21 protein-coding genes and 1 pseudogene are annotated in these 21,969 nt (G+C 36.4%); 9 read left to right on the top strand and 13 right to left on the bottom strand.

Annotation, left to right across the window (positions count from 1 at the left end):
- Window positions 1-139: 139 nt before the first annotated feature.
- Genes Bccel_RS30340 through Bccel_RS19805 form a run of 4 tightly spaced genes read right to left on the bottom strand, consistent with a single transcriptional unit; the run spans window position 140 to window position 4,481 of the window.
- Complete coding sequence (locus Bccel_RS30340; RefSeq protein ID WP_154673416.1) at window positions 140-310, bottom strand: hypothetical protein; 171 nt, start codon at window positions 308-310, stop codon at window positions 140-142.
- Window positions 310-1,620 (bottom strand): Ger(x)C family spore germination protein, encoded by a 1,311-nt coding sequence (locus tag Bccel_RS19815; protein ID WP_242853041.1) that lies wholly within the window; start codon window positions 1,618-1,620, stop codon window positions 310-312. Before Bccel_RS19815 ends, Bccel_RS30340 begins: the two co-directional genes overlap by 1 nt.
- A complete protein-coding gene (locus tag Bccel_RS19810; RefSeq protein WP_242857033.1) occupies window positions 1,607-2,719 on the bottom strand; it encodes a GerAB/ArcD/ProY family transporter in 1,113 nt (370 codons plus the stop codon). The genes Bccel_RS19815 and Bccel_RS19810 overlap by 14 nt, the downstream gene beginning before the upstream one ends.
- Window positions 2,709-4,481, bottom strand: a complete 1,773-nt coding sequence (locus Bccel_RS19805; protein ID WP_036936137.1) for a spore germination protein — start codon at window positions 4,479-4,481, stop codon at window positions 2,709-2,711. Before Bccel_RS19805 ends, Bccel_RS19810 begins: the two co-directional genes overlap by 11 nt.
- 330 nt (window positions 4,482-4,811) lie before the next feature.
- On the opposite strand from Bccel_RS19805, the gene Bccel_RS19800 reads away from it, so the two are divergent.
- Both Bccel_RS19800 and Bccel_RS19795 read left to right on the top strand, forming a co-directional pair.
- On the top strand, window positions 4,812-5,510 hold the full coding sequence (locus tag Bccel_RS19800; RefSeq protein ID WP_036936140.1) for a DUF6796 family protein: 699 nt from the start codon (window positions 4,812-4,814) through the stop codon (window positions 5,508-5,510).
- A gap of 51 nt (window positions 5,511-5,561) precedes the next feature.
- Window positions 5,562-7,007, top strand: coding sequence for a DEAD/DEAH box helicase (locus Bccel_RS19795; protein ID WP_036936142.1), 1,446 nt, complete (start codon window positions 5,562-5,564; stop codon window positions 7,005-7,007).
- Between the two features lie 13 nt (window positions 7,008-7,020).
- Here Bccel_RS19795 and Bccel_RS19790 read toward each other — a convergent pair whose 3' ends face one another.
- A complete protein-coding gene (locus Bccel_RS19790; RefSeq protein ID WP_036936145.1) occupies window positions 7,021-7,731 on the bottom strand; it encodes a L,D-transpeptidase family protein in 711 nt (236 codons plus the stop codon).
- A 273-nt stretch (window positions 7,732-8,004) separates the two neighbouring features.
- Here Bccel_RS19790 and Bccel_RS19785 point away from each other — a divergent pair, with 273 nt between their 5' ends.
- Window positions 8,005-8,193, top strand: a complete 189-nt coding sequence (locus Bccel_RS19785; RefSeq protein WP_036936147.1) for a DUF1858 domain-containing protein — start codon at window positions 8,005-8,007, stop codon at window positions 8,191-8,193.
- Between the two features lie 81 nt (window positions 8,194-8,274).
- Here the strand turns inward: Bccel_RS19785 and Bccel_RS30335 are convergent, their stop codons facing one another.
- The 5 genes from Bccel_RS30335 to Bccel_RS19765 form a co-directional block, all read right to left on the bottom strand.
- A complete protein-coding gene (locus tag Bccel_RS30335) occupies window positions 8,275-8,436 on the bottom strand; it encodes a hypothetical protein (RefSeq protein WP_154673417.1) in 162 nt (53 codons plus the stop codon).
- Window positions 8,437-9,720 (bottom strand): Ger(x)C family spore germination protein, encoded by a 1,284-nt coding sequence (locus tag Bccel_RS19780; protein WP_036936150.1) that lies wholly within the window; start codon window positions 9,718-9,720, stop codon window positions 8,437-8,439.
- The gene (locus Bccel_RS19775) at window positions 9,713-10,810 is read right to left on the bottom strand and encodes a GerAB/ArcD/ProY family transporter (RefSeq protein ID WP_036936152.1); all 1,098 of its coding nucleotides are present in this window, start codon (window positions 10,808-10,810) and stop codon (window positions 9,713-9,715) included. The genes Bccel_RS19780 and Bccel_RS19775 overlap by 8 nt, the downstream gene beginning before the upstream one ends.
- Window positions 10,807-12,588 (bottom strand): spore germination protein, encoded by a 1,782-nt coding sequence (locus tag Bccel_RS19770; RefSeq protein ID WP_036936155.1) that lies wholly within the window; start codon window positions 12,586-12,588, stop codon window positions 10,807-10,809. Before Bccel_RS19770 ends, Bccel_RS19775 begins: the two co-directional genes overlap by 4 nt.
- 107 nt (window positions 12,589-12,695) lie before the next feature.
- Complete coding sequence (locus Bccel_RS19765) at window positions 12,696-12,905, bottom strand: hypothetical protein (protein WP_036936159.1); 210 nt, start codon at window positions 12,903-12,905, stop codon at window positions 12,696-12,698.
- 204 nt (window positions 12,906-13,109) lie between these two features.
- Here Bccel_RS19765 and Bccel_RS32640 point away from each other — a divergent pair.
- The 4 genes and pseudogenes from Bccel_RS32640 (at window position 13,110) to Bccel_RS19745 (ending at window position 17,520) form a co-directional block, all read left to right on the top strand.
- Window positions 13,110-14,902, top strand: a pseudogene (locus Bccel_RS32640) (spore germination protein).
- On the top strand, window positions 14,902-16,209 hold the full coding sequence (locus Bccel_RS19755) for a Ger(x)C family spore germination protein (protein WP_036936162.1): 1,308 nt from the start codon (window positions 14,902-14,904) through the stop codon (window positions 16,207-16,209). Before Bccel_RS32640 ends, Bccel_RS19755 begins: the two are co-directional and overlap by 1 nt.
- Window positions 16,206-16,385 carry a hypothetical protein gene (locus tag Bccel_RS19750; protein ID WP_036936164.1) on the top strand — a complete coding sequence of 60 codons (180 nt, stop codon included), beginning with the start codon at window positions 16,206-16,208 and terminating at the stop codon, window positions 16,383-16,385. The genes Bccel_RS19755 and Bccel_RS19750 overlap by 4 nt, the downstream gene beginning before the upstream one ends.
- A gap of 40 nt (window positions 16,386-16,425) precedes the next feature.
- Window positions 16,426-17,520, top strand: coding sequence for a GerAB/ArcD/ProY family transporter (locus tag Bccel_RS19745; protein ID WP_036936167.1), 1,095 nt, complete (start codon window positions 16,426-16,428; stop codon window positions 17,518-17,520).
- Between the two features lie 72 nt (window positions 17,521-17,592).
- Here the strand turns inward: Bccel_RS19745 and Bccel_RS19740 are convergent, their stop codons facing one another.
- The gene (locus Bccel_RS19740; protein WP_036936170.1) at window positions 17,593-18,336 is read right to left on the bottom strand and encodes a hypothetical protein; all 744 of its coding nucleotides are present in this window, start codon (window positions 18,334-18,336) and stop codon (window positions 17,593-17,595) included.
- A 126-nt stretch (window positions 18,337-18,462) separates the two neighbouring features.
- Between Bccel_RS19740 and Bccel_RS29140 the strand changes: the two genes are divergently transcribed.
- Both Bccel_RS29140 and Bccel_RS19730 read left to right on the top strand, forming a co-directional pair.
- Window positions 18,463-19,296 (top strand): LysM peptidoglycan-binding domain-containing protein, encoded by an 834-nt coding sequence (locus Bccel_RS29140; RefSeq protein WP_081926727.1) that lies wholly within the window; start codon window positions 18,463-18,465, stop codon window positions 19,294-19,296.
- A gap of 170 nt (window positions 19,297-19,466) precedes the next feature.
- Entirely contained in the window at window positions 19,467-20,600 is a 1,134-nt protein-coding gene (locus Bccel_RS19730; RefSeq protein WP_036936172.1) for a right-handed parallel beta-helix repeat-containing protein, read from the top strand.
- 114 nt (window positions 20,601-20,714) lie between these two features.
- Here Bccel_RS19730 and Bccel_RS29135 read toward each other — a convergent pair whose 3' ends face one another.
- Both Bccel_RS29135 and Bccel_RS19725 read right to left on the bottom strand, forming a co-directional pair.
- Window positions 20,715-20,891: a DUF1540 domain-containing protein gene (locus tag Bccel_RS29135; protein ID WP_081926728.1), complete on the bottom strand. Its 177-nt coding sequence runs from the start codon at window positions 20,889-20,891 to the stop codon at window positions 20,715-20,717.
- 212 nt (window positions 20,892-21,103) lie between these two features.
- Complete coding sequence (locus Bccel_RS19725; protein ID WP_036936175.1) at window positions 21,104-21,814, bottom strand: DUF421 domain-containing protein; 711 nt, start codon at window positions 21,812-21,814, stop codon at window positions 21,104-21,106.
- Window positions 21,815-21,969 lie beyond the last annotated feature (155 nt).

The following is a 21,969-nucleotide window of genomic DNA, read 5'->3' as shown; positions in this document are numbered from 1 at the left end:
AAAAGCAGGGGCTAAGAAAAAGTTTGTTCAGATTGGCCGGCCACTTTCGGACATATTGAATGTACAATGCGAATGGGCTTTGACCACGCAAGCTTTGGCAACCCGTACAGCAGAAAAACTGGTACAAAAATACTTTGATTCATGAGCTCTTTATCAATAAAACCGCCGCAGGAAGCAGAGTAGCAAGTGCAGCGAAGATAACAGTTGCTGCACCTCCTAGTTTGTTGTCCTCCTTTTTCCATTGGTGAAACCCGTAGGTTAAGGTATAAGTATTACAGCATGCCATGAAAAGTATAAAAATATAGGCCATTATTTTTCCTCCTTAGACAGGATAGTTTCTTCATTATTACGAATCTTTGAAGAATTCATCATAAGCCCTGTCCTTCGTACATTTGCAAGCACCTCAACATTGACTTTAGCTTCCTTGTAATGTTTCAGCCAGTTATATTGCTCAAATTCCGTAACTGTAAAGAAGCTATGGGCAATCTTTTTGCCAAAGCCGAAAATGTCAGTATTCCACTCTTGCTGAGTTTTTCTTATAGTTTTCTCAACACCTTCCTTAATTATTGATTCTACATATTTATTTAATTCCTTAATTTTATTTAACTTTTCATACGCTACTCTGCTTTGAATAGCCCCAAGGTCTGCCTCCATACTTAGTTTAACATTGATAATCGGAACACCGTTTTCAAAATGTGCGTCGATTTTAGGGGTTCTTCCCGGTCTAAGGTCAAGGGGAATAGCATCACCTGGGCTGTTTTTATCCTCTATAGTAAATATACCTTTATTAAAACGCCCGGTTACCATTAAGAAGTATCTTGTTTCATAAGTAGTAAGGCTTCCGACCATCTTTTCTCCGTTAAATACTGCTGTTCCAGCAAATTCAATTTTTCGGCTCCCTTTCCTTGGTATTTCACCGGGCTGTGCATTAAATTCTGTTATTAAAGGCGAAGTTTTATTGGCACTCTCTTCGCTTTCAGGCTCTAAAGTTTTAAACTCGTTGATACCGGCATATAAGGTGAACGCCTGCCTGTAGGGCGATATTGCTGCAGTGTAAAACTCCTGAAAGGGTACTTCCGGGAAATATCCGTTATTTTCCGATTGAGATGCAGCAAGTTCCATGGCTTTTGCCAAACTCTCGCCAATCTGTGTTTTGTTTTCTCTTATAAAATCTTCCGCAGCTCCCTTGCAAACTATGATTTGCATAATTCTTCGTGCTTCCCTGAAGCGTGCGATTGGCTGGAGATAGTCTTTTACACCTTCTCTTGCCATTACTTCCGAAAATATAATGGTTTTGGTGTGAACGAAGGATATTCTTCTTGTGGTAGCAGTGTTTAAAAGGTTGATGCCCTCAAGTATAGAGGAGGCCTCTATAGTCTCAACTATTGTGCCGGATATTTCTTCACTGCTTCCTCCGCCTTTTTTCTCCAGACTGCCGCTCCCACCGCTTTCTTTATAAGTGGGAAACTGTACAGTGATTCTTACTTTGTTATGAATACCCTTGTCGCACCCAATAACCAATGTGTAAACCTGATCGTCAACTTCATGTCTATCTGTAGTGCAGCTTGTCAGTATAAATATAATTATGATTGTAAAGAGCAGTATACTATACTTTTTCACCTTCTTTATTCACTCCTTTCTTACCACGGATAATTGCAATTAACAATACCAAAATGGGTATAAGATATACGATGAACATACTGTAGGACCTTAAAAAATTGGTGTGTACCTGCACAATTTCTGAAATATTCTCCGGCAGCAAAGTAACCAAAAAAGTGAAAAAGGCAAAAGGAAGCAAATAAGGTCTATGTTTAGAAATTCTAAATGTTTTACAAAAAGTGCTGACTGAGAGGTAAAAAGTTAATGATACCGTTATAACTGAAGCCATTACCCATATAAAAATGAAAATAGTCTCTATCCTCTGAAAAAACCTGCTAAAGTAAACTATTCTCGACAGTTGGAACAGTGCAGACAAATTCTCGCCCCCCTGAGGATATTCAAATGCCAGGAGGCTGCATAGGATAATTGTTCCTATAATAATTCCTGCAAACAACAAGCTAAGTAAACCGACTTTTTTAAAATTCTTAATCCCTTGAAGGGGTTTTACAATAAATGCTAAGAAAATGACTTCAGAATATGCAGATGTTCTTAAAAGACCGTACTGGATAGATGCACCTAAACCATAGCCTCCCATTGGAAAGATGTTGTCTATTTCATAATAGGGAGAGGGTAATACTAATATCAGTATTAATCCAATAAGTATAACAATAAAACTGATATATCCCATTCTGGCTATTCCCTCAAGTCCTACATATGCATATGCCAGAACAACACCAATAAAGAGAAATATAATCGCACTTGGCGGCGTGTACGGGAGTATATATGCCTTTATCATTTCAACAAATTCCCTTATGCTTATTCCTGAATAATATACAAAGAAACCACAGAATATCAGTGAAAATATTTTTCCGAGGAATCTACCCGTTACGATATCAAATATATTGATAAGATCGTTTCCAGGAAATCTCTTCATTAAGAGATAAACTATCATGAAAAGTAATACGCTTCCTAATACAGATATTTGCGTTGTATACCAGCCAGCAGTACCGGTAAGCTTAATAACAGTACCGGGATTTATATAAAATGCCTTGGTGGTTAAAAATATTGTAGAGATACTGATTGCTTCCATAGTACCTATTTTGCCTTCCTTAATCATCATTATCCTCCCGGTCATAGCTATAATTGGGGTCTTCCTGAGTCCACTTTCTTGAAATCTTAGGTTGTCTTTTAGAATCCAATGGGTTTAAAGGGTCAGGCCTTCTTTCCTGCTTCCAGACTGGGTATCTCATTATTAGGTCATTACTTCTTGATGTTTTTGGTGCAACATTAGCTAATAGAGGTACTCCAAAGGACTTTTGACTTGCCAGATAAATTCCGATGAGCATAACAAGGGCTACTATACCATAAAATCCAAATAAGAATCCAAATGCTATGAATCCAAACCTTATAAGTCTTATGCCTAATGCCAGTTCATAATTGGGTACAGCAAAATTCCCAAGCCCTGTGATTGCCACAACGATAATCAAAACGGGGCTTACAATATTTGCTTGAACAGCTGCCTGCCCTAAAATCAAAGCACCGATGATGCCCAGTGTATTACCAACTATACCCGGTATTCTGATACCTGCTTCACGAATAAGCTCAAAAGAGAGTTCCATGAGAATAACTTCCACAATTGTTGGAAAAGGTACATTTTCTTTTGCCTTTGCAATGGCAATCAAAAGCTCTGTAGGAATCATTTCCTGGTGGAAGTTGGTAATTGCTAAATAAAGCCCAGGGAGCAATGCTGCAAAAAATATTCCAAGTAACCTTATCCATCGTAATAATGTACCGTAAGGGAAACGGATATAGGCGTCCTCCGGGCTGTGAATGAGTGCTGAAAGCGTGATGGGTACAATCTTCACAAAAGGGACGCCTTCACAAAAAATCGCAACCCTGCCCTCAACGATATGGGCGGCGGTTCTATCCGGCCTTTCAGTGGCCAGCATAGTTGGAATTATAGAAAAAGTATTGTCCTCAATTAGCTGTTCTATCATTCCATCTCCCAAATTTAAATCTATGTCGAGGCTTTCCAGTCTTCGCTTTACTTCATCAACAATAGCAGGATTTGTAATCCCGTTAATATACATAATGGCAACCAAACTTTGACTTCTTTCGCCGACTTTTATATACTCTGTAGTGAGATTATGGTTCTTAACAATTTTCCTCACAAGTGCTATATTGGTTTTTAGGCTCTCGTTAAAAGCTTCCTGTGCCCCGGCTATAACGCCTTCAATGACAGGTTTTTCCACTCCTCTGGCAGGAAAACCCTTGGTTTCATTCGAAACATAAAAATCACAGCCATCAACATATAGAAGGGTGTTCCCTGATAGTAATTCAAAAACCACATCACTGTGCTTGGTTATCTTTTTATTTTGATTGGTTTCTAATACACTTTGTAATATGTAGTCCAGTTGGCAGTCCGTATCTTTGTCTTTAAACTTTTCAGCATTTAGGAGCGGGCGCAATATAGAATTATTAACCACATTCTTATCAATCATTCCGTCTATGTAAGCAATAAAAGCTTTATGCTTTTTGGAGATCATTAATTCTCGAATAACTATATCCTTGTTAACTGGTGCGTTAAACTTTGTTTTGATATAATTCATGTTCTCACTAATATTATTAGTAATTGTATTGTCATCAGCCTTTTTTGGTTCTAAATTTTTTTTCTCTCCATCTTCAAAAATTGGGACAGGTTTTTTAATATCCTTCCTTTTCTGCTCTTGAGAGGTTGTATTACCCTCACTATTGGATTTGAGGTTATCCTGCTGTTTCCTGATTTCGTCAGCCTCAGGAATATAGAATTCTTTAACTCTCTTCTTTTCCTTGTATATTATATAGGATAAAAGTTTTATTAAAGCATTTGATTTCTTTGCCATAAGTACCACCTTCAGCATTTATTGATAAACTTATACGCATTTTATAATTTGCATAAATGGAGAAAGTTAGTCATGTATGTTAGTTCCAAAATATTGCATTAACTTAATGATTGAACTGTGAGTAATTACCTTGAAATAAAAGGACAGTGAATGAAAATAATATATTGGCAAAATATAATATGAGAGGAGGCGTTTTTATGGAAATCAAGAATTTAAACGAGAGTATTGTCTTTAATGGGAATACATTTACCAAAAGGGTAGGGCGAAGCCTTTAACTATGGTATAATTGGTTTTACACACCATTTTATTTGAAAAGAAGGAATAGAGAATTTGGATGATAAAGCCGGCAAGGCAAGGATTGTATTGGTATTAGGATTAATAGGAATAGCAGGTGTTTTACTTACGATAATAAGCGATTTTATATTGATTGGAAGACCCAATTCAGCAAATTCATTTCTAAAGCTCGGAACAGAGAGCATGGCTTATTTACCGAGCTGGAGAATAACTGTAGGTACTTTTATGGGCATTATTGTGCTGCCTTTCCAGATAGCAGGGTTAATTTCCATATACTATGGATTAAAACCCTCAGGTAGAGTAATACCGTTGATGGCAGTAATTACTGCTGCTCATGCACTCATGATGGGAGTTGCGTTTCACATATCCTATGCTTATATTGGAACAGGGTGGAAGTTATTTCATAAAGCAGAGCCTGGAAATGAAATTACATCTGCGATAGTCGAAAAGTTTGATTTCTACTGGAAGATAATTGTTTTTATAATGATGTTTGAGCTTCTAGTTAGCTCAATAATTTTTGTGCTGCTGGTAATCAGAGGCAAAACGAGATATCCTAAATGGATGGCGGTATTTAACCCACTTTGTGTTTCGCTTATAATATTTCCTGTGATTTATATACTTCCGGCTCCAATTGGCGGGTTTATAGGTCCGGCATATTTTAATATATCCACCTTGGTATTTATGAGTTTATCAACATTTGTAATTTATAAAGAATTGAAAAGCACCGAAGACTAATATTAAAAATGTAAAATGATTATTGCAAAACATTTAGAAAGAGAAGGAAAAATGGAAAGAATTAATTTTGACAAATATAGATTAAGTGATGAAATAAAAAAAGCAGTAGACATGCTGAATTATAAAAAACCTACTAGTGTGCAGCATCAGGTTATACCGGCCATATTGGAAGGAAAGGATATAATAGTGAAGTCACAGACTGGAAGCGGAAAGACAGCAGCTTTTGCTATTCCCATTTGCGAATTGGTGGATTGGGAAGAGAATAAACCACAAGCATTAGTTGTTGCTCCTACCAGGGAACTTGCAATGCAGGTAAAAGAAGATATTTTTAATATCGGCAGGTTTAAGCGGCTTAAAGTTGCTGCAATAGTGGGTAAGTCTCCCTTTTATAATCAGCAAAAGGAGATCCGGCAAAAGACCCATGTGGTGGTTGGCACCCCAGGACGTATTATAGACCATCTTGAAAGAGAAACATTTGATACATCAAAAATAAAATATCTTATTATAGACGAAGCTGATGAAATGTTGGATATGGGGTTTATTGAACAAATTGAGACTATAATAAACAGTTTGCCAATAGAGAGAGTTACTGTCCTTTTATCAGCTACAATGCCTAAAGACGTAAAGGCTTTATGTGAAAAATATATGAGACAGCCCATATACGTGGAAATTGAAGATCAAAACCCTGCGATTGAGAGAATTTATCAGGAAAGGTATGCCGTAGATCAAAGGGATAAGATGCAGCTTTTACGTGATATAACCGTAGTTGAAAACCCAGACAGCTGTATAATATTCTGTAACACAAAGCTAATGGTTGATCAGGTTTATAATAAACTATCAGATTTAAATTACGCTTGTGTAAGGATTCACGGAGGAATGGAGCAGCGTGATAGGCTAAGAGCAATTAATGATTTCAGGCAAGGCTGTTTCAGGTATCTTATTGCAACAGATGTCGCAGCCAGGGGTATTGACATAGATGATATTTCACTTGTCATCAACTACGATATACCTAGAGACAGTGAAAGCTATGTACACAGAATAGGCAGAACAGGGCGTATAGACAAAGAGGGCAGGGCAATAACTTTTGTAACTCCAAATGAAGATAAGCTTCTTTATAATATATATAAATATATCGGTAAAGAAATTCCCTTGAAGGAAAAGCCTGATAGAGAAACGGTAAGCAGTTTAAAACATGAATTTGTCGAGAAGGCAAATGCAGCACCGGAAATTAAAGAAATAAAAGGTGCACAGCTTAGTAAGGATATAATTAAACTGCATATCAATGCAGGTAAGAAAACAAAGATGAGGCCGGTTGATGTTGTGGGTACTTTGTGCAATATAAAGGGGATTACTGCAGATGATATAGGTATCATCAATATAATGGATGTATCAACTTTTGTGGAAGTATTGAACAATAAGGGAGAAATGGTATTAGCAGAATTACAGGACAGGCCTATTAAAGGAAGGATTCGCAAGGTAAGCAGAGTGGATATGTAAAACACTTCTCTGCTTATTCAAATTCCTTAAAGCCCATGGCATTATAAACACGACGGGTAATTGAGGTGTCTACTTTAAGATTATTGTCTTTTAGAAATTTAATAAGGGCTCTTTTTAAATCATCCTCATATATTCCTGATTCATATCCCTTAAAATAACCAAGCTCTTTAAGCCTTTTCTGTACAGCCAGGACGTCTGCTCCCCTGTCTCCAGGCATTAATTTTCTGAAGCCTGTTCCAAAAGGCCCAAAGGTACCGTTTTTGATTATTACAGGAGTGCCTATTGGAACTATATCATATAATTCTTTAACGTCCCGGTTAAACATACGGATACAGCCATGACTTGCGGCTCTGCCGATGGAGCCTTGGTCCATTGTTCCATGGATCCCATATTCCCCCCATTGGACATTCAGTCCCATCCAACGCCCACCAAATCCTTCACCCCATTTGCTTTTGTTTATAATTTTCCAGTTACCTATAGGAGAAGGCCATTTCGGATGGCCTGAGGCTATCATATACTGCTTAATGCATTTGCCATCTTCAAATAAATATAATGTTTTTTCATCTACCTGTACCAGTATCATATACTCAGGTTGATTTTTTATTGCATGCCTTGCCTTGCTGTTTTCCATATAATAAATGCGGTAACCGCCTTCAAATACTAATGTAACTAATATGAGGGATATCAGCAAAAAAAGTTGGCCTTTTTTTATAATAACAATCATCAATTTCACCCCATAAATATATATGCGGTATGAAGGATTATAGAATGGCAGAAAGTCTCATTCATGTAATCAGAGATTTTATATGAAAATTATGGGGCCCATTGATTCTATTTGGAGGTGCGGTAATAAAAAGCATGGATTTGGAAAAAATAAAATGTGAGATAATAAAAATAAAAAAGTGATATACCATTAAATAATGGGTATATAACGTTTTAGACAGATTTTTATTTAATTAATACAATAGAGTTAATAAAAAATGAGGAGGATATTAACATGAAGGTAACTAAGGAAATGACTATAGGACAGGTAATAAGGACTAACCCCCAGGCAGCACAGATCTTAATGAGCTTTGGTATGGGATGCATAGGATGCCCGTCTTCACAGGCTGAGACATTGGAAGAAGCATCAATGGTCCATGGTATAAGCATTGACAAATTGCTGGAAGCATTAAATCAAGGCTAAATATAAAAATCAATTGAGCGATATTTTTAGAGGAGAGCATTGTTTCTCCTCTATTGTATATAAAGATAATTATAATGTCATCTAATCTGAAAATAGTAAGAATATGGGAAGTGCCACCGAAATTATTGCCATCAATACCGACCCTATAGCTGAGGGTCTTCTTTTTTTCTTCCAACTGTATATTGCAAAATTAAAGGTATATATGGAAGGTAATAGTATTAATAGAATTAATATATATTTCATCTATTCTGTTCCCTCCTTTGAAATTATAGGTGCACTCATTATTTGTGTTCCAGTGCGTCTTATTTTGAATTTTACATCTACATTCACTTGAGCATCTTTAAAATGTTTATTCCAGTTGTATTTCTCCCATTCTTCGATTGTACCGAAGTGCCTTACGGCATAAGTACCGAAAAAGAATACATCACTGTCTAAGGCCTTGCACTTATCTATGGTACGCCTAATACCTTCTTCCAAGCTTTTTTCTACTTCTTTTTCCAGTATAGGGAGCATCTCGGGGGACTCATAGTTTACCCTGCTCTGTATTGCGGTTATATCACCATGCATGTTAATCTTAAGGTCTATTAAAGGTTTTTCACCTTCAAACCCGACTTTTATCTTTGGATGTGATACCTCTTTTAATAAGGCACCAAAAACAAGCTCGGGCTTTTTAGGATCACGCAGCACTAATGTCCCCTTTTGAAATATTCCTCTTACAATCATCATCATTCGTGTTTCATAGCCAGTCAGTTTTCCTACCATCTTATCACCGTCCGAAACTATACAACCCAGTAATTCTATATTGTTTCCGCCTTTTTTCACCACATCTCCCGCATAATAATCCCCTGAAATGTTAAATTTATTCCCCCAAAGCTCACCCTTCTCACTGAAATTTTCTCCTTTATTGACAGCTCCGGCAATAGCAATAGGCTGACGATAAGCGGACTTTAAGCCGTTGTACAATTCATAAAGGGTAACAGATGGCAGGTACCCGGTTTCTTCTGTTTGCTTCAAAAGTTCCTCAATATCCCTTACAACGGTATTGCCAATTGTCGGCTTAAGGTTATTTATAAACTCCTCTGCCGGTTCCTTACTTACTACTATATTCATAGACCGCCTGAACTCCCTAAACCTTACTATGGGTGCAATAAACTCACCCAATAGTCCGCTTTTTGCAAAGTCCTCAGAAAAAACCAGGAGCCTTGTATGAATAAAGGTTACTTTGCGGGGAAGGCTTGTATTTGCTAATTCTACTGCAGAAATAAATGCCGGGGCTTCAATGGTCATAGTTGTATATTTAGATTTGCCGGCTCCCCCGCCTCCTCCAGATTCCGAACCGTTTCCTTCACCCGACATGGAGCGTAATTGCATGGTGAGCCTCCATTTATCCGATACACCCCGGTCTACCCCTACCGCAGTGACATAAGACAGATCTGATATTTCACGGGCATCATAACATGAAGTAAGTGCAGCAGCAGTTGTGATAAAAACTATGATTGATATAAAAAGTATAATTATCCTACGCATTGGTAGATCCTTTCTTTTTTAATATTGTTGCTGTAATTAAGGTAACTATTGGCGGAATAAAAAAGAAAGTCCAGCTAAAGGACCTTAATATTTGTATTAATCCTTTTATTAGATGGATGATGCTTAAAGGCATAGAAGCCAGAGCAAAAAATATTATACTAAATGGTATAATAAGCGGCTTTTTATCATTTATTCTAAACATATGGCAGTATACTAAAAGTGCCATGTAAAATAACACAGTAATGGAGATCAATGAACTAATACTCCATACAAAAAGGAAAATCGGTTCTACTCTCTGAAAAAAGCTTCCGTAGTTAATAACTCCAACCATTTCGTACATAGGTGCGGTAAGCTCCTGTGCTACGGTATAAGGGAAAGACATTACATACGCCAGTAAAGAAAACGAGACGATAATTCCTGCCAACATAAAACTTGTATAAGCAGCCCTTTTTATATGGGAAATTCCCTGAAGTGATCCTGCGAAGATACCAATTATTATGATTTCTGCATAAGCTGAACTGCGCATTATCCCGGTATATACTGTAGTTTTAATACCATGACCTAATAAAGGAAATATTCTGAAAAATTCATAGTTCTGTATTGATAGTATCATTACCAATACAAACCCAAATATCAAAGCATATCCAACAAATTTAGAGTACCTTGCTATGGTTTCCAAACCTAAAAAGCTTAATATAGCAGCTGTGAATAATATAATTCCCATCAAGTAACCTAACGGACTATCGGGATATACATAGACTTTAAGTACATCTGAAAACTCCCTTAGATTTGATATGCCTGTAGTTGTTAAAATAAATAAAAGCATAAGTGAGAATAAAAATCCTAAAAAGCGGCCAAGCACATTGTCGTATATTTCCATTAAATTTTTCCCTGGAAACCTTTTTAGCAAAAAGTAGATAAATGTGAAACCAAAAGCAGCGGTAGCTGCAGATATCAGTGTCATGTACCAGCTTGCGGTACCGACAATACCCACAAGAAGTGCAGGACTGGTATAAAATACTTTAGCCACAGAGGTTATTGTCAAAAGGCAAACAGCTTCATGAACTCCGAACTTCCCTTCTTGTGTCATTTTTTGCCATTCCCTCCTTTGCCGTTTTTCCACCCCATAGGGTTGTCTCCCTGACGTTTTCTGTTTTTTTGATTAAGATAATCAGGTCGTATCTTCTGATTCCATAAGGGTTGCCTTATAATAATATCAGGATTTGCTTTGGTTTTTGGAGCAATGGGTGAGAAGAAGGGTACACCGAAGGACTTCATATTGCAAACTATACATCCTATTACTGTAAGGGCAACAGCTACACCTAGAAAGCCTGCTAAGGCACCTGATATTGTAAAAACAAACCTTGCAATTCTTAAACCAAGTGATAAGGAATAGCTGGGGGTTACAAAACTTCCTAATCCGGTAACTGCAACAATTATTATCATAATTGGACTGATAAGTCCCGCTGAAACAGCTGCCTGACCAAGTATCAATGCCCCTACAATGCCTATTGTTTGGCCTATAACACCAGGCACACGAATACCGCCTTCACGTATTAGCTCAAATGCTAATTCCATCATCAGTATTTCAACAACAGCAGGAAAGGGCACATTTTCTCTGGATTGTGCAATTGCAGCTAGTAATTGTGTGGGAATCATCTCCTTATGATATAGGGTAGTAGCAATGTATAAGGCAGGGAAAAGGTACGACAGGGTAATGCCTATTACCCTTATCAGTCTTAAAAATGTGCCGTAGGGCCATCGGACCATAGAATCTTCCGATGTGTGATAAAGACCGAAAAATGTTACAGGTAGAGCGATGGCAAAGGGGGAACCTTCAGTGATTAGCACAACCTGTCCTTCCATTAGAAAAGATGCTGCCCTGTCAGGTCTTTCTGTGTTTATCACCTGTGGGAAGAGCATAAAAGGATTATCCTCAATAAGCTGTTCCACCATTCCATCTCCATCAATAAAATCTATATTTATACCTGACAGCCTTCTTTTAACTTCTTTGATCAGATTTGAGTTTGTTATATTTTCAATGTAAAGTATGGCACAGTTAGTGTGGCTTCTTTTTCCTATAGAAACAGTCTCCGTAATAAGCTCTGAGTCTTTAATTATTCGCCGGATTAGAGTTATGTTTGTCCGAAGGTTTTCGGTAAAGCCTTCTTGGGACCCTCTTATAACTGACTCGGTTTTTGGTGATTCAACGCTTCTTTTCTCATAGCCCCTGCTTTCGATAAGAAGGCACTCATCACAGCCATCTATTAGAAGTGTTGAAACACCGCTTAAAACCTGCATTATAATATCACTAAACTTATTTGTTTTGAATACCTGATTTATGGATAATACATTTCTTTCTATATAATCTATGGGGCAGTTTCCGTCAAAATCAGTAAAATTATTAGTATCCATAAGCTGTGACAGTATAAATTGGTTGATTACGGTTTTATCAACCATTCCCTCCAGAAAAACAAGGCATGCACTTATTTTTCTGGCAATATTGAACTCTCTTATAATGATGTCCTTATTTTTGGGCATATTGAATCTATGCTTGATTTCTTGAATGTTCTCTGACAATTGGGAATACAGCATGCCTTTTTGTGATTCCTGTGGGTTAACAGCATGTTTTTTTTCACTGTTTTTTTCATTCCATTGACTGACGCTTAAAGGCACTTTTAGCTGTTCTCTTTGCTCTAATGTATACTTCTTGATTTCGCCAGTCGCATTTTGTTTGTTATCACTGGGAATTTCTGACTCATCTTTTGCGTCTTCATTTGATGTTTCTAAAAGTTCGAAGTCCAATTTATTACTTTTAGATTCGTTATATGAAAACAAATTTTTTATCCCACGAAAAATTTCTTGCATATATTCACCTACTTATTTGGTAATATCCCTTAATAAGTAGTATTTGTCTGTATTGCTAATACATGTGATACAAAATTTTCATATGAATCTAATATATAATAGGTAAATCAAAATGTAATTGCTTCGGTATCTTTGAATATTTGTGCCTTTCCCTGTTTTAAATCGGACATAAGCAAAGTATCTTTATAATGCTGGAATTGTATAGTCAGGAAATTGCTGTTTGATGCAATATATTTTCCCTGCCTTTTCCGAATTTTTCTGCTTAATTTATCAAAAACTATTACTTCATCATCAGGTTTCATATCACTTAATCTCATATAAATACCTTCTCTCATTATTAGAATAACTGTTTATTTTCATTGATTTTTACTTAGTATCCCCTTTTATTTAAGTTGTAATCAATTATTTATAAAATCTTGAAAGTTTTTATTAAAATTTGTTTATGTCTAGGAAATTATGGTGTATTAATACCTGTATATTTATCTTTTTAATTGCCAATAATAAGTCTTGATGGTTATACGATGGTAAAACTGGCTTTAAAAGGAGTGAACCAATTGATTGATATTAAAAAGATTTTCTTAAACCTGATTTCCTTTAGAGAGCCCACAAAAACAGAGCCTTTCATTTTGAAGGAAACACAAAGGGAAGTTGAGCTTAATGAGGAGGAAAAGCCTCAAAAAAAAGAAGAACCTCCTAAAAAGAAGAGTGAAGGGGTTCTTACAAAGCTTGCCAGCTCTAAAAGTGATAAGCCAGAAGAAAAGGAAAAAGATAAAAAGTCTGATATAAGCGGTAAGCTTTCAGAAAACCTGAAATTCATAAAGAATAAATTCTCCGTTCCAAACAATGGAGATATTGTGATTCGAGAGTTTGATATTATTGTAAAAGAAAAGGCTATACCTGCCTTTATGGTTTTTATCGACGGTATGGTGGATAGGAAGGTTGTAAATTCTGATATACTGCAGCCCCTCATGATGCTGTCCAGTCTGGATATTAAAAGCCAGGCAAAAGATATTGCTGAATATATCAAAGGTAATATACTGCCCCACAACCAGATAAAAGAAGTTTCGGAACATCAGGATGTGGTTGATGATGTTAATTTCGGCGGCTGTGGTATTTATATCGAAGGTTTAAGTGTAGCTTTTACGGCCGATGTGAAGGGATGGCAGGCAAGAGGCGTTGAAAGGCCAAACACTGAGCTGGTAATACGTGGCCCCCAGGAGGGATTTAATGAATCTTTAAGGGGAAATACCTCGCTCGTAAGAAAGAGGCTTAAGGATGAAAATCTTATTGTAGAAAACATACAGATAGGAAGAAGGAGCAAAACTCCTTGTTCCATACTTTATATAAAAGATATAGCCAACGACTCTCTTGTAAAGGAAGTTAGGAGGCGCCTGAAAAAATCAAAGTGGACCATATCCTGGACACTGGAGAGCTTGAACAGTTTATTGAGGATAACCCATTCTTACCAACACCCCAGGTATTAGCCACCGAAAGGCCGGACAGGGTATCTGCAATGCTTGCCGAAGGCCGTGTGGCTATTATAATGAGCGGCAGTCCCTTTGTTATTGTGGTTCCAATTACTAATCATGATCTGGTCCATGCAGCGGAAGATAACTATCTAAGGTTTCCTTATGCAAACCTTTTGAGAATTGTAAGAATTGGTGCAGTTTTAATGTCACTGCTGCTGCCTGGTTTATATTTAGCCATAACAGACTTTCACCACGAGATGATTCCTACAGACTTGCTTCTCGCGGTAGCATCAGCCCGTGAAAGGGTGCCTTTTCCGGCTATAATAGAAGTGCTTATCATGGAAGTATCCTTTGAGCTTATACGTGAAGCGGGTATAAGGATTCCAGGACCAATAGGTCCTACACTTGGTATCATAGGAGCTTTGATACTTGGACAGGCTGCTGTTGCTGCCAATATTGTAAGTCCTATACTTATTATAATTGTTGCAGTTACAGGAATTGGTTCCTTTGCCATACCCAACTTTTCAGCAGGCTTTGCTTTCAGGGTATTAAGGTTTGCATTTATACTTCTGGCTGTATCAGCAGGATTTTTAGGGATCACTACAGGAATATTCCTACTTGCATTATGGTTTGTTAGTGCAAAGTCCTTTGGAGTGCCTTATATATCACCTTTTGCACCACGCACATCGGGCAGCTTTGTTGAGAATATTTTAAAGGCACCTATATGGAAACAAGAAAAACGGCCTGATTATATGAATACAAAGAAAGATAAAATGCAGCCCAAATACAGCAGGGCATGGGATAGGAGTAATAACAATAGCGAAGATGAAGGAGAGGAAGAATAATGAAATTAAAAAGAGCAGTAAGTGTGATCATTATTTTAGTCTCACTTTGCAGCCTTATGACGGGATGCTTTGACAAAAAAGAGGTGGACGAACTTGGGTATGTCATTGCATTAGGACTCGATAAAGGTAAAACCAATTATCTGAAACTGACATTTCAGATAGCAAAACCTCATGCAGGAGGGGAGAGCGGTGGAGGCGGTGGAGGTGGTGGAGGAGAGCCGCCATATAGTAACATTACTGTTGAGGCACCTTCCATTTATGCAGGGATCAATATGGCCAATACTTTTACAAGCAAGCAGATTAATTTGTCCCATAACAAGGTTGTGGTGTTTTCCGAGGAACTTGCAAGGGAAGGACTGGAAGCCTACCTTCATGCTTTACTAAGGGGCAGAGAATTCAGGCCGAGTATGTATATGGTAGTTTCAAGAAATTCTGCTGAAGAATACTTAAAAGGTGTAAAACCCGAGTTGGTATTAAATCCATCAAAATACTATGAGCTTGCCTTCCAGAGCTACAGCTATACCGGACTTATTCCAAATTCACAGTTCCATGATTTTTATAAGTATTCCGAGTCGTTATACAAGGATCCTGTAGCGATATTGGGGGGGATAGGGAGTTTCAAGTCATCCGATGATTTTAGTGTTGAAAAATCAACCTTCAGAGAAAGAGGGCATAAGGTTCCTATAGGAGGAGATTTTTTTGCCGGCACTGTAACAAAAACAGGCGGGGTTGATACGGAGAACATGGGTCTTGCAGTGTTTAACGGAGATAAAATGGTAGGGGAAATGGACGGTACTGATTCAAAATATCTTCTATTGGCAACAGGCGAATATGGACATGCTTACTGGACTATACCCGACCAAAAAGAGGAGGGGAAATTTGTTCTTCTGGATATCAAGCAAAGCAGAAGACCACAGCATAAGGTGAAACTGGTTGACGAGAAACCTTATATAGATGTAAAAATCATCTTGGAGGCAGATATTTTATCTATTCAAAGCACAGTGGATTATGAGCAGGGAGAATTGACAAATTTACTAGAAAAATATGTAGAAGAACTAATAGGTAAAGAGATGCATAGATTTCTAGAGAAGACATCGAAGGACTTTAATTCCGACATTTGCGGCTTTGGATCTTATGCAAAAAAGTATTTTTTGACATGGAAAGAGTGGGAGAAATACAACTGGAAATCGAAATATAAAGATGCAACTTTTAATGTGGATATAAATCTCAAAATAAGACGGCCAGGACTTATATTGAAGACTCTTCCATCAGTTGGCTCTGAGGGTACGGAGGAAAACGACAAATGATAACTACAGACAGGATTTTTATATTAATTTTATTACTATGGATAGCTGCTTATGTAATAAGCTTTGGCATATGGACATGGAAAAGAAAAAACAAACTTGGAGCTGCAATGGTTTTTCTTGTTGCATTGGTTACAGTAGTCCTTCCTCTATATGCATTATTTGTTCGGGAAGGCTAGGGATAAGGGTAAAGCAAAAGTAAAAGGGTAGGAGACTTTAATGGAAAAGAAAATTGTTTTCGGTAATTGGGAAGTAGTAACTATTCTTATTAATGTAATATGCACTAAAATATTTCTAAACTACCCTCGAATGGCTACAGAACAGGGTGGTACCGCAGGATGGATTTTTACCATATATGTTTCTCTTTTGGCGTTTTTAGGTTTTTATATAATACAAAGGCTTTATAAACCTATGGAGGGTAAGGACCTTATTGATATCGGAGAACATGTTGGTGGAGGCACAATCAGAATATTAGTGGGTGTTACTGTAATGTTCTTCTTGATATATGTTACAACTGTGTACCTTAGAACATTCAGTGAAAATATGAAATTAGTAGCACTTACAAATTCACCTCTTAGTTTTGTAGAGCTCTTTTTCCTTGTGTGCATGGTAGCAGGTGCTTACTTTGGATTGGAGGCTATTGCAAGGCTTCACGCAATTGCAGTGCCTGCCATAGCGATAGGATTCCTTATTATTTTGGTGGGAGTTTCAAATTACGTAGACTTTTCGCAGTTGCTGCCCATCATGGGGGAAGGAGCTTACAAAATCTTTGGTGATGGGGCCATGAAAGTGTCTATATTTGCAGAACTACTGCTGCTGTTTCTTATGGCACCGTATATAAGGACAAATAAGAATTTTAAAGTATCAGGTTTTTGGGCTTTAGGCTTTTCATCATTTTTTCTCTTTATATCGGCATTGATTTTTATCACTGTCTTACCTGTTCCATTGGCTCTTGAGAGGACTATTCCAATATTTCATCTTGCGAGGCTTATTAATTACGGAAGGTTTTTCCAAAGAATAGAGTCGGTCTTTATTATTATATGGGCTGCAGCATCATTGCTTTTTGTAACGGTGAATTTTTATTTTATTCTTCACACTTTTAAAAAGACATTTAAGCTGGAGTATTATAAGCCGCTTATTCTGCCTTTTGCCATTCTTATAATGACCATAAGTTTTCTTCCCGATAATCTTGTAGATGCAGTAAAGCTTGAGGTTAATTATTTCAGAAACTGGGCATGGACTGTTACTTTTGGAATGACCATTATATTGCTCCTTATAGCTAGAGCAAGGAAGAAGAAGCATGGTAAAGCTTGATTTGTGTATGATTTATTTTCACTGTCTGAGAAATTATGGTGTATACTACACCACAATTTCTCACTACGACCATCAAGGTTGACAAAACCTCAATGGATTTTGTTCTGCTCCAAATATAGCTATGTTTTGATTTAACAAAGAGAAACTATTATTCTGCCATTTTAAAGTATTTAATACATAACCTAATGAATCTGCATTATACCTTCCTGCGATTTTTTGGTAAGTCAGAAGCTCAAATACTCTATTTGAATCAAAGTCTACAGGGTATAAACCGCTTAACGGATTAACAAATCCGGCAATAGGACTTTTAAGATTACCATTATTATCATAGATTTCATTTAAATAGTCTTTACCCTTGATTGATATGTCCAAAACATATTTTTTATTGTTTATGGTACTGAGCACTTCAACCTTGTAATTATTTCTGTAATTAACTTCATATTCAAATTTCTCATCAAATACTTTATAGTCAAACAACAGATGCGATATATTGTTGAAAAATGAAAATATGTAATGATACATTGTTCCTCCGCTACCGCCGGAAGCAATGCTAATTAGGATGTCATCCACTCCGTCTCCTGTAAAATCACCTAAAAAAAGTGTAGGATTGTATCCTGCATTTTCTTCAAATGGTATTATGGTTGGTTTATTAGTAGCTCCATCCTGAATCAATAACATAATATTTTGTACAAATGGACTATCCGGTGTTTTTATGCCTGTTAAAAATACATTGTCCGGTATACGGTTTCCGTTTACATCCCCTCTTGCATGGGCGATAATATTGGGGTTTGCCGCTTCAGGCCTATAACTATACATAAGATCTCCTTTATGGTGACAATAAATTGCACATTATATCAATATGCCCCCATTAATAATTAGGTGTCATATTCAAAAATCAAATAATATATTAACATATAATGTTAATTTTTGAGGTTAAGGAATATGTTTGAACAGCATTACCGACAATGTCCTGCAAACTCGGTGGCTTATACCGTAAAAGCAGGGGATACTCTTTACAGCATTGCAAGGCGTTATAACACAAGTTTTGCAGCAATAATGAATACCAATCCGGGAATCAATCCAAACCGTTTGTCCATTGGCCAGGTGATTTGCATTCCCTCGGGACTTCAGGCACCACAGTGTACCGCAGGGTATTATTATTCAATACGACACAGAGATACACTCTATGAAATAGCGGATATCATAGGATTACCCCTTGAAACTCTTCTTAGAGCAAATCCCGGAATAAATCCGTATAGGCTTATGATAGGCCAAAGGATATGCATTCCGTATGTTACAGGAACATTGCTTCTTATAAAAAATATTCCGGTATTTGTGGAAGGACAGACTGAATACAGAGAAGCCAGACTATATAGAAGTTATCAGGGATATTATATATATATTCTGAATAATTTTACATTTACAGGTGAAGAACCGGGAAGAGATTTAGTGTTTTCAAATTATGACAGCGGTTTTGATGTGAGGATCGAGATGCTTCCGCTTAATGCAGATACAAATATGATACGAACAAATTCAATGCTTGAGCTGCAATATGTTGGTACTCCTGTTGAAATGAAGGGAGAAGAGATTTTTGATCCTTTCTTTAGAAATGCGGTATTTTTCCTGCATGCTTCCAGCAACACTTTGTCTAAGAATATAATCCTTATCAGGATAGGAAATTATTTGTTCAGGTTTACTGTTTCTATTCCAAATACTGAAGCGGCAGAAGGGCTAGGACCAAGTCTATATGCAATGCTTAAAACAATTTTTGTGTGATAAATATTATATTGCAGCAAATGAGCAAAGCTCCGGTGGTTGACGTGATTATATATACAAACCTATATAAGGCAAAATAACTATTGATATGTTTTGACATTGGAGCTAAAATAAGTACTGAGTGGGATAAAGTTACCATTTAAAAAGATAAACTATAGGAGAATAATTTTATGAAAAAAGAAATTAAAGGATTTATGACGGGGGTTGTAACAACAGCTTTTATATCCGCTGCAGTTTTTACAGGCTTTGCAGATCCTGTTGGGAAGGCAATTAATGCAGTTTATAACAATATAAAGCTTTATGTTGATGGAAAGCTGGTACAACCTAAAGATGCAAAGGGAAATGATATTGAACCGTTTATATATAACGGGACTACTTACTTGCCGGTAAGGGCTGTATCTGAAGCACTTGGCAAACCAGTCAGCTGGGATGGTGAGTCCAACAGTGTTTATGTAGGTAATAAACCTTTTGAAGATACAAAAGAAACAAAGGAGATAAAGGAACAGAAGGAAGTAACCGTAAGCACACCTGAAGAGTTGGTAAAAGAACTTGGATCCAATAAAAAAATATTGCTAAAGCCAGGTATATATAATCTTTCAAAACTAAAGCAAACTTACAGTGAAAACAAACAAGTTTATTGGCAGGAAGTGTTCGATGGAAATGAACTGGTTGTAAAGGATATTAATAATTTGACTATTGAAGGTATGGGTCAAGAACCTTCAGAAATAATAGTTGAACCAAGATATGCATATGTTTTAAGTTTTATTAATGCTGATGGTGTTAAAATAAGCAATATTAAGGCAGGACACACTGAGGAAGGGTCTTGTGTCGGTGGAGTTTACAGCTTTAAAGACTCAACAAGTATTGATATAAACAAATCAGAGTTATATGGATGCGGTACTGAAGGACTTAATATAGAAGGTGTGGAAAAGCTAAAGTTTGTTGATTCGAAGATTTATGATTGCACTTATTATATTATGACAGTTAAGGACTGTAAAGATATTGAATTTATAAATTCAAGTTTTACAGAGAATCGTGAATTTGACCTTGTAAATGTCGATAACAGCAGTAATATTTTATTTAATAAATGTAATTTTAAGGATAACTATACCGGTTACGATCCGGAATATAGTTTTTATGATTATTCATTATTCAACATAAAGCTGAGCGAAAAAGTTGTTGTAAAAGATTCAAAGATAAATAAAAATAAATGTGTACACTTGGCTAAAAATAAGGATTCAGTGGTTTTTGAAAATACAGATATAAGTGACAATACTTTTTATAAGGGCGAATTCTTAAAGTAAAGTTTTGTTTGTCTGGGGGAGTGATCCCCCAGATTTAATTATTTTGCTATTTTAAATGTTATTAGACTTCGCTGTTTATCTGTTTTATTATATTAATAACACTTTTAATATAGTTTAGGCTTTCGCTTCAGGTATAAATGTTGCACAGTCTGTTTCCTGTGAATCTGCTGCATTTCGTGGCTGTACTTCTATCCTTTCAGCAGCACAATAATCTCCGGACATATAATAATGACATGAATTTACAACACATTTAATTCCACTGTTAGGTCTATCCATTTTTTTAACTGACATACTATACCCTCCTTGAATAGTTCTATTGTTTATTATTTAAAATCAATTAACTGATTTTCATATATATTGTTTCACCAATGCAAATAATAAATACTGAAATCATTTTCTATGCCTTAAATACCAAAATATAAATCCAAGGAACAAGATGGAAAATTATGCACCAGTATATACTAAATTATGTGAAGCCAGTGAACTTAATAACCGGAGTTAGATCAATCCTCTACTTTCTGAATGTATTTAAATTTACTCTGCTTCAGGCTGACATATAGAACTCCGCTTGTGTTAAGTGCTGCATACATAATGTCAGATATATTGCTTATATTACGATTTTTCAATTCTTGATTGAGCCAATCATTTGACAGATTATTCTGTCTGAGATTTTTTTCCAGTACTTTCCCGTCTTTTATTATTTCTGTAGATAACCCTTTATATTTTGTATTAATATTCATATCGTCAGGTGTAATTGGAAGATACTGTGACTTCTTTAAAACACTCAATTGTCCGTGAGGCTCTAAAACAGCAAATTCTACTTCATTAAAGTCGAATATACCCTTATCTCTAAGTTGGGATTCCAAATTATCCAAATGGTATCGCAATTTCAACATGTTTTTTTCCATAACTTGACCGTTCTGTATTACCACCACAGGCTCTCCTTCAGCAATCTTCCTTATACGCAGGCCTTTTAAATGAATATAGTCAAAGAATATTGCGAGCAATGCCAGCAATATTGGAGCAATAAGGACCCACATACCCTTAACCATTTGTACTACGTAAGAACCTGATATGGAGCCGATTGTTATTGCAACTGTAAAATCAAAGTAGGACATCTGGGCAAGAAGCTTTCTTCCTATGCTTCTTGATAGTATAACCAGCATGGCAAATATTAAAGCTGATTTCCAGGAAACTAATATTAACTGGTCCAAAGTGTCACCTCAACATTATATTTAAATTCTATTAATTTTTATGTTTAATATATTTTCTTCAAAATTAATCATTTTATTTACTATCAATTATGTAAATTTGCTGTAAAAAAGCTTTTGTGGTGGTTGAAATGTATTATCAACATAACAACTAATTA

It is taken from the genome of Pseudobacteroides cellulosolvens ATCC 35603 = DSM 2933 (assembly GCF_001262605.1).
Lineage (GTDB): Bacteria > Bacillota > Clostridia > Acetivibrionales > DSM-2933 > Pseudobacteroides > Pseudobacteroides cellulosolvens.
The sequence above is the reverse complement of the archived record's forward strand: the minus strand, read 5'-3'. Positions and strand labels throughout refer to the sequence as shown.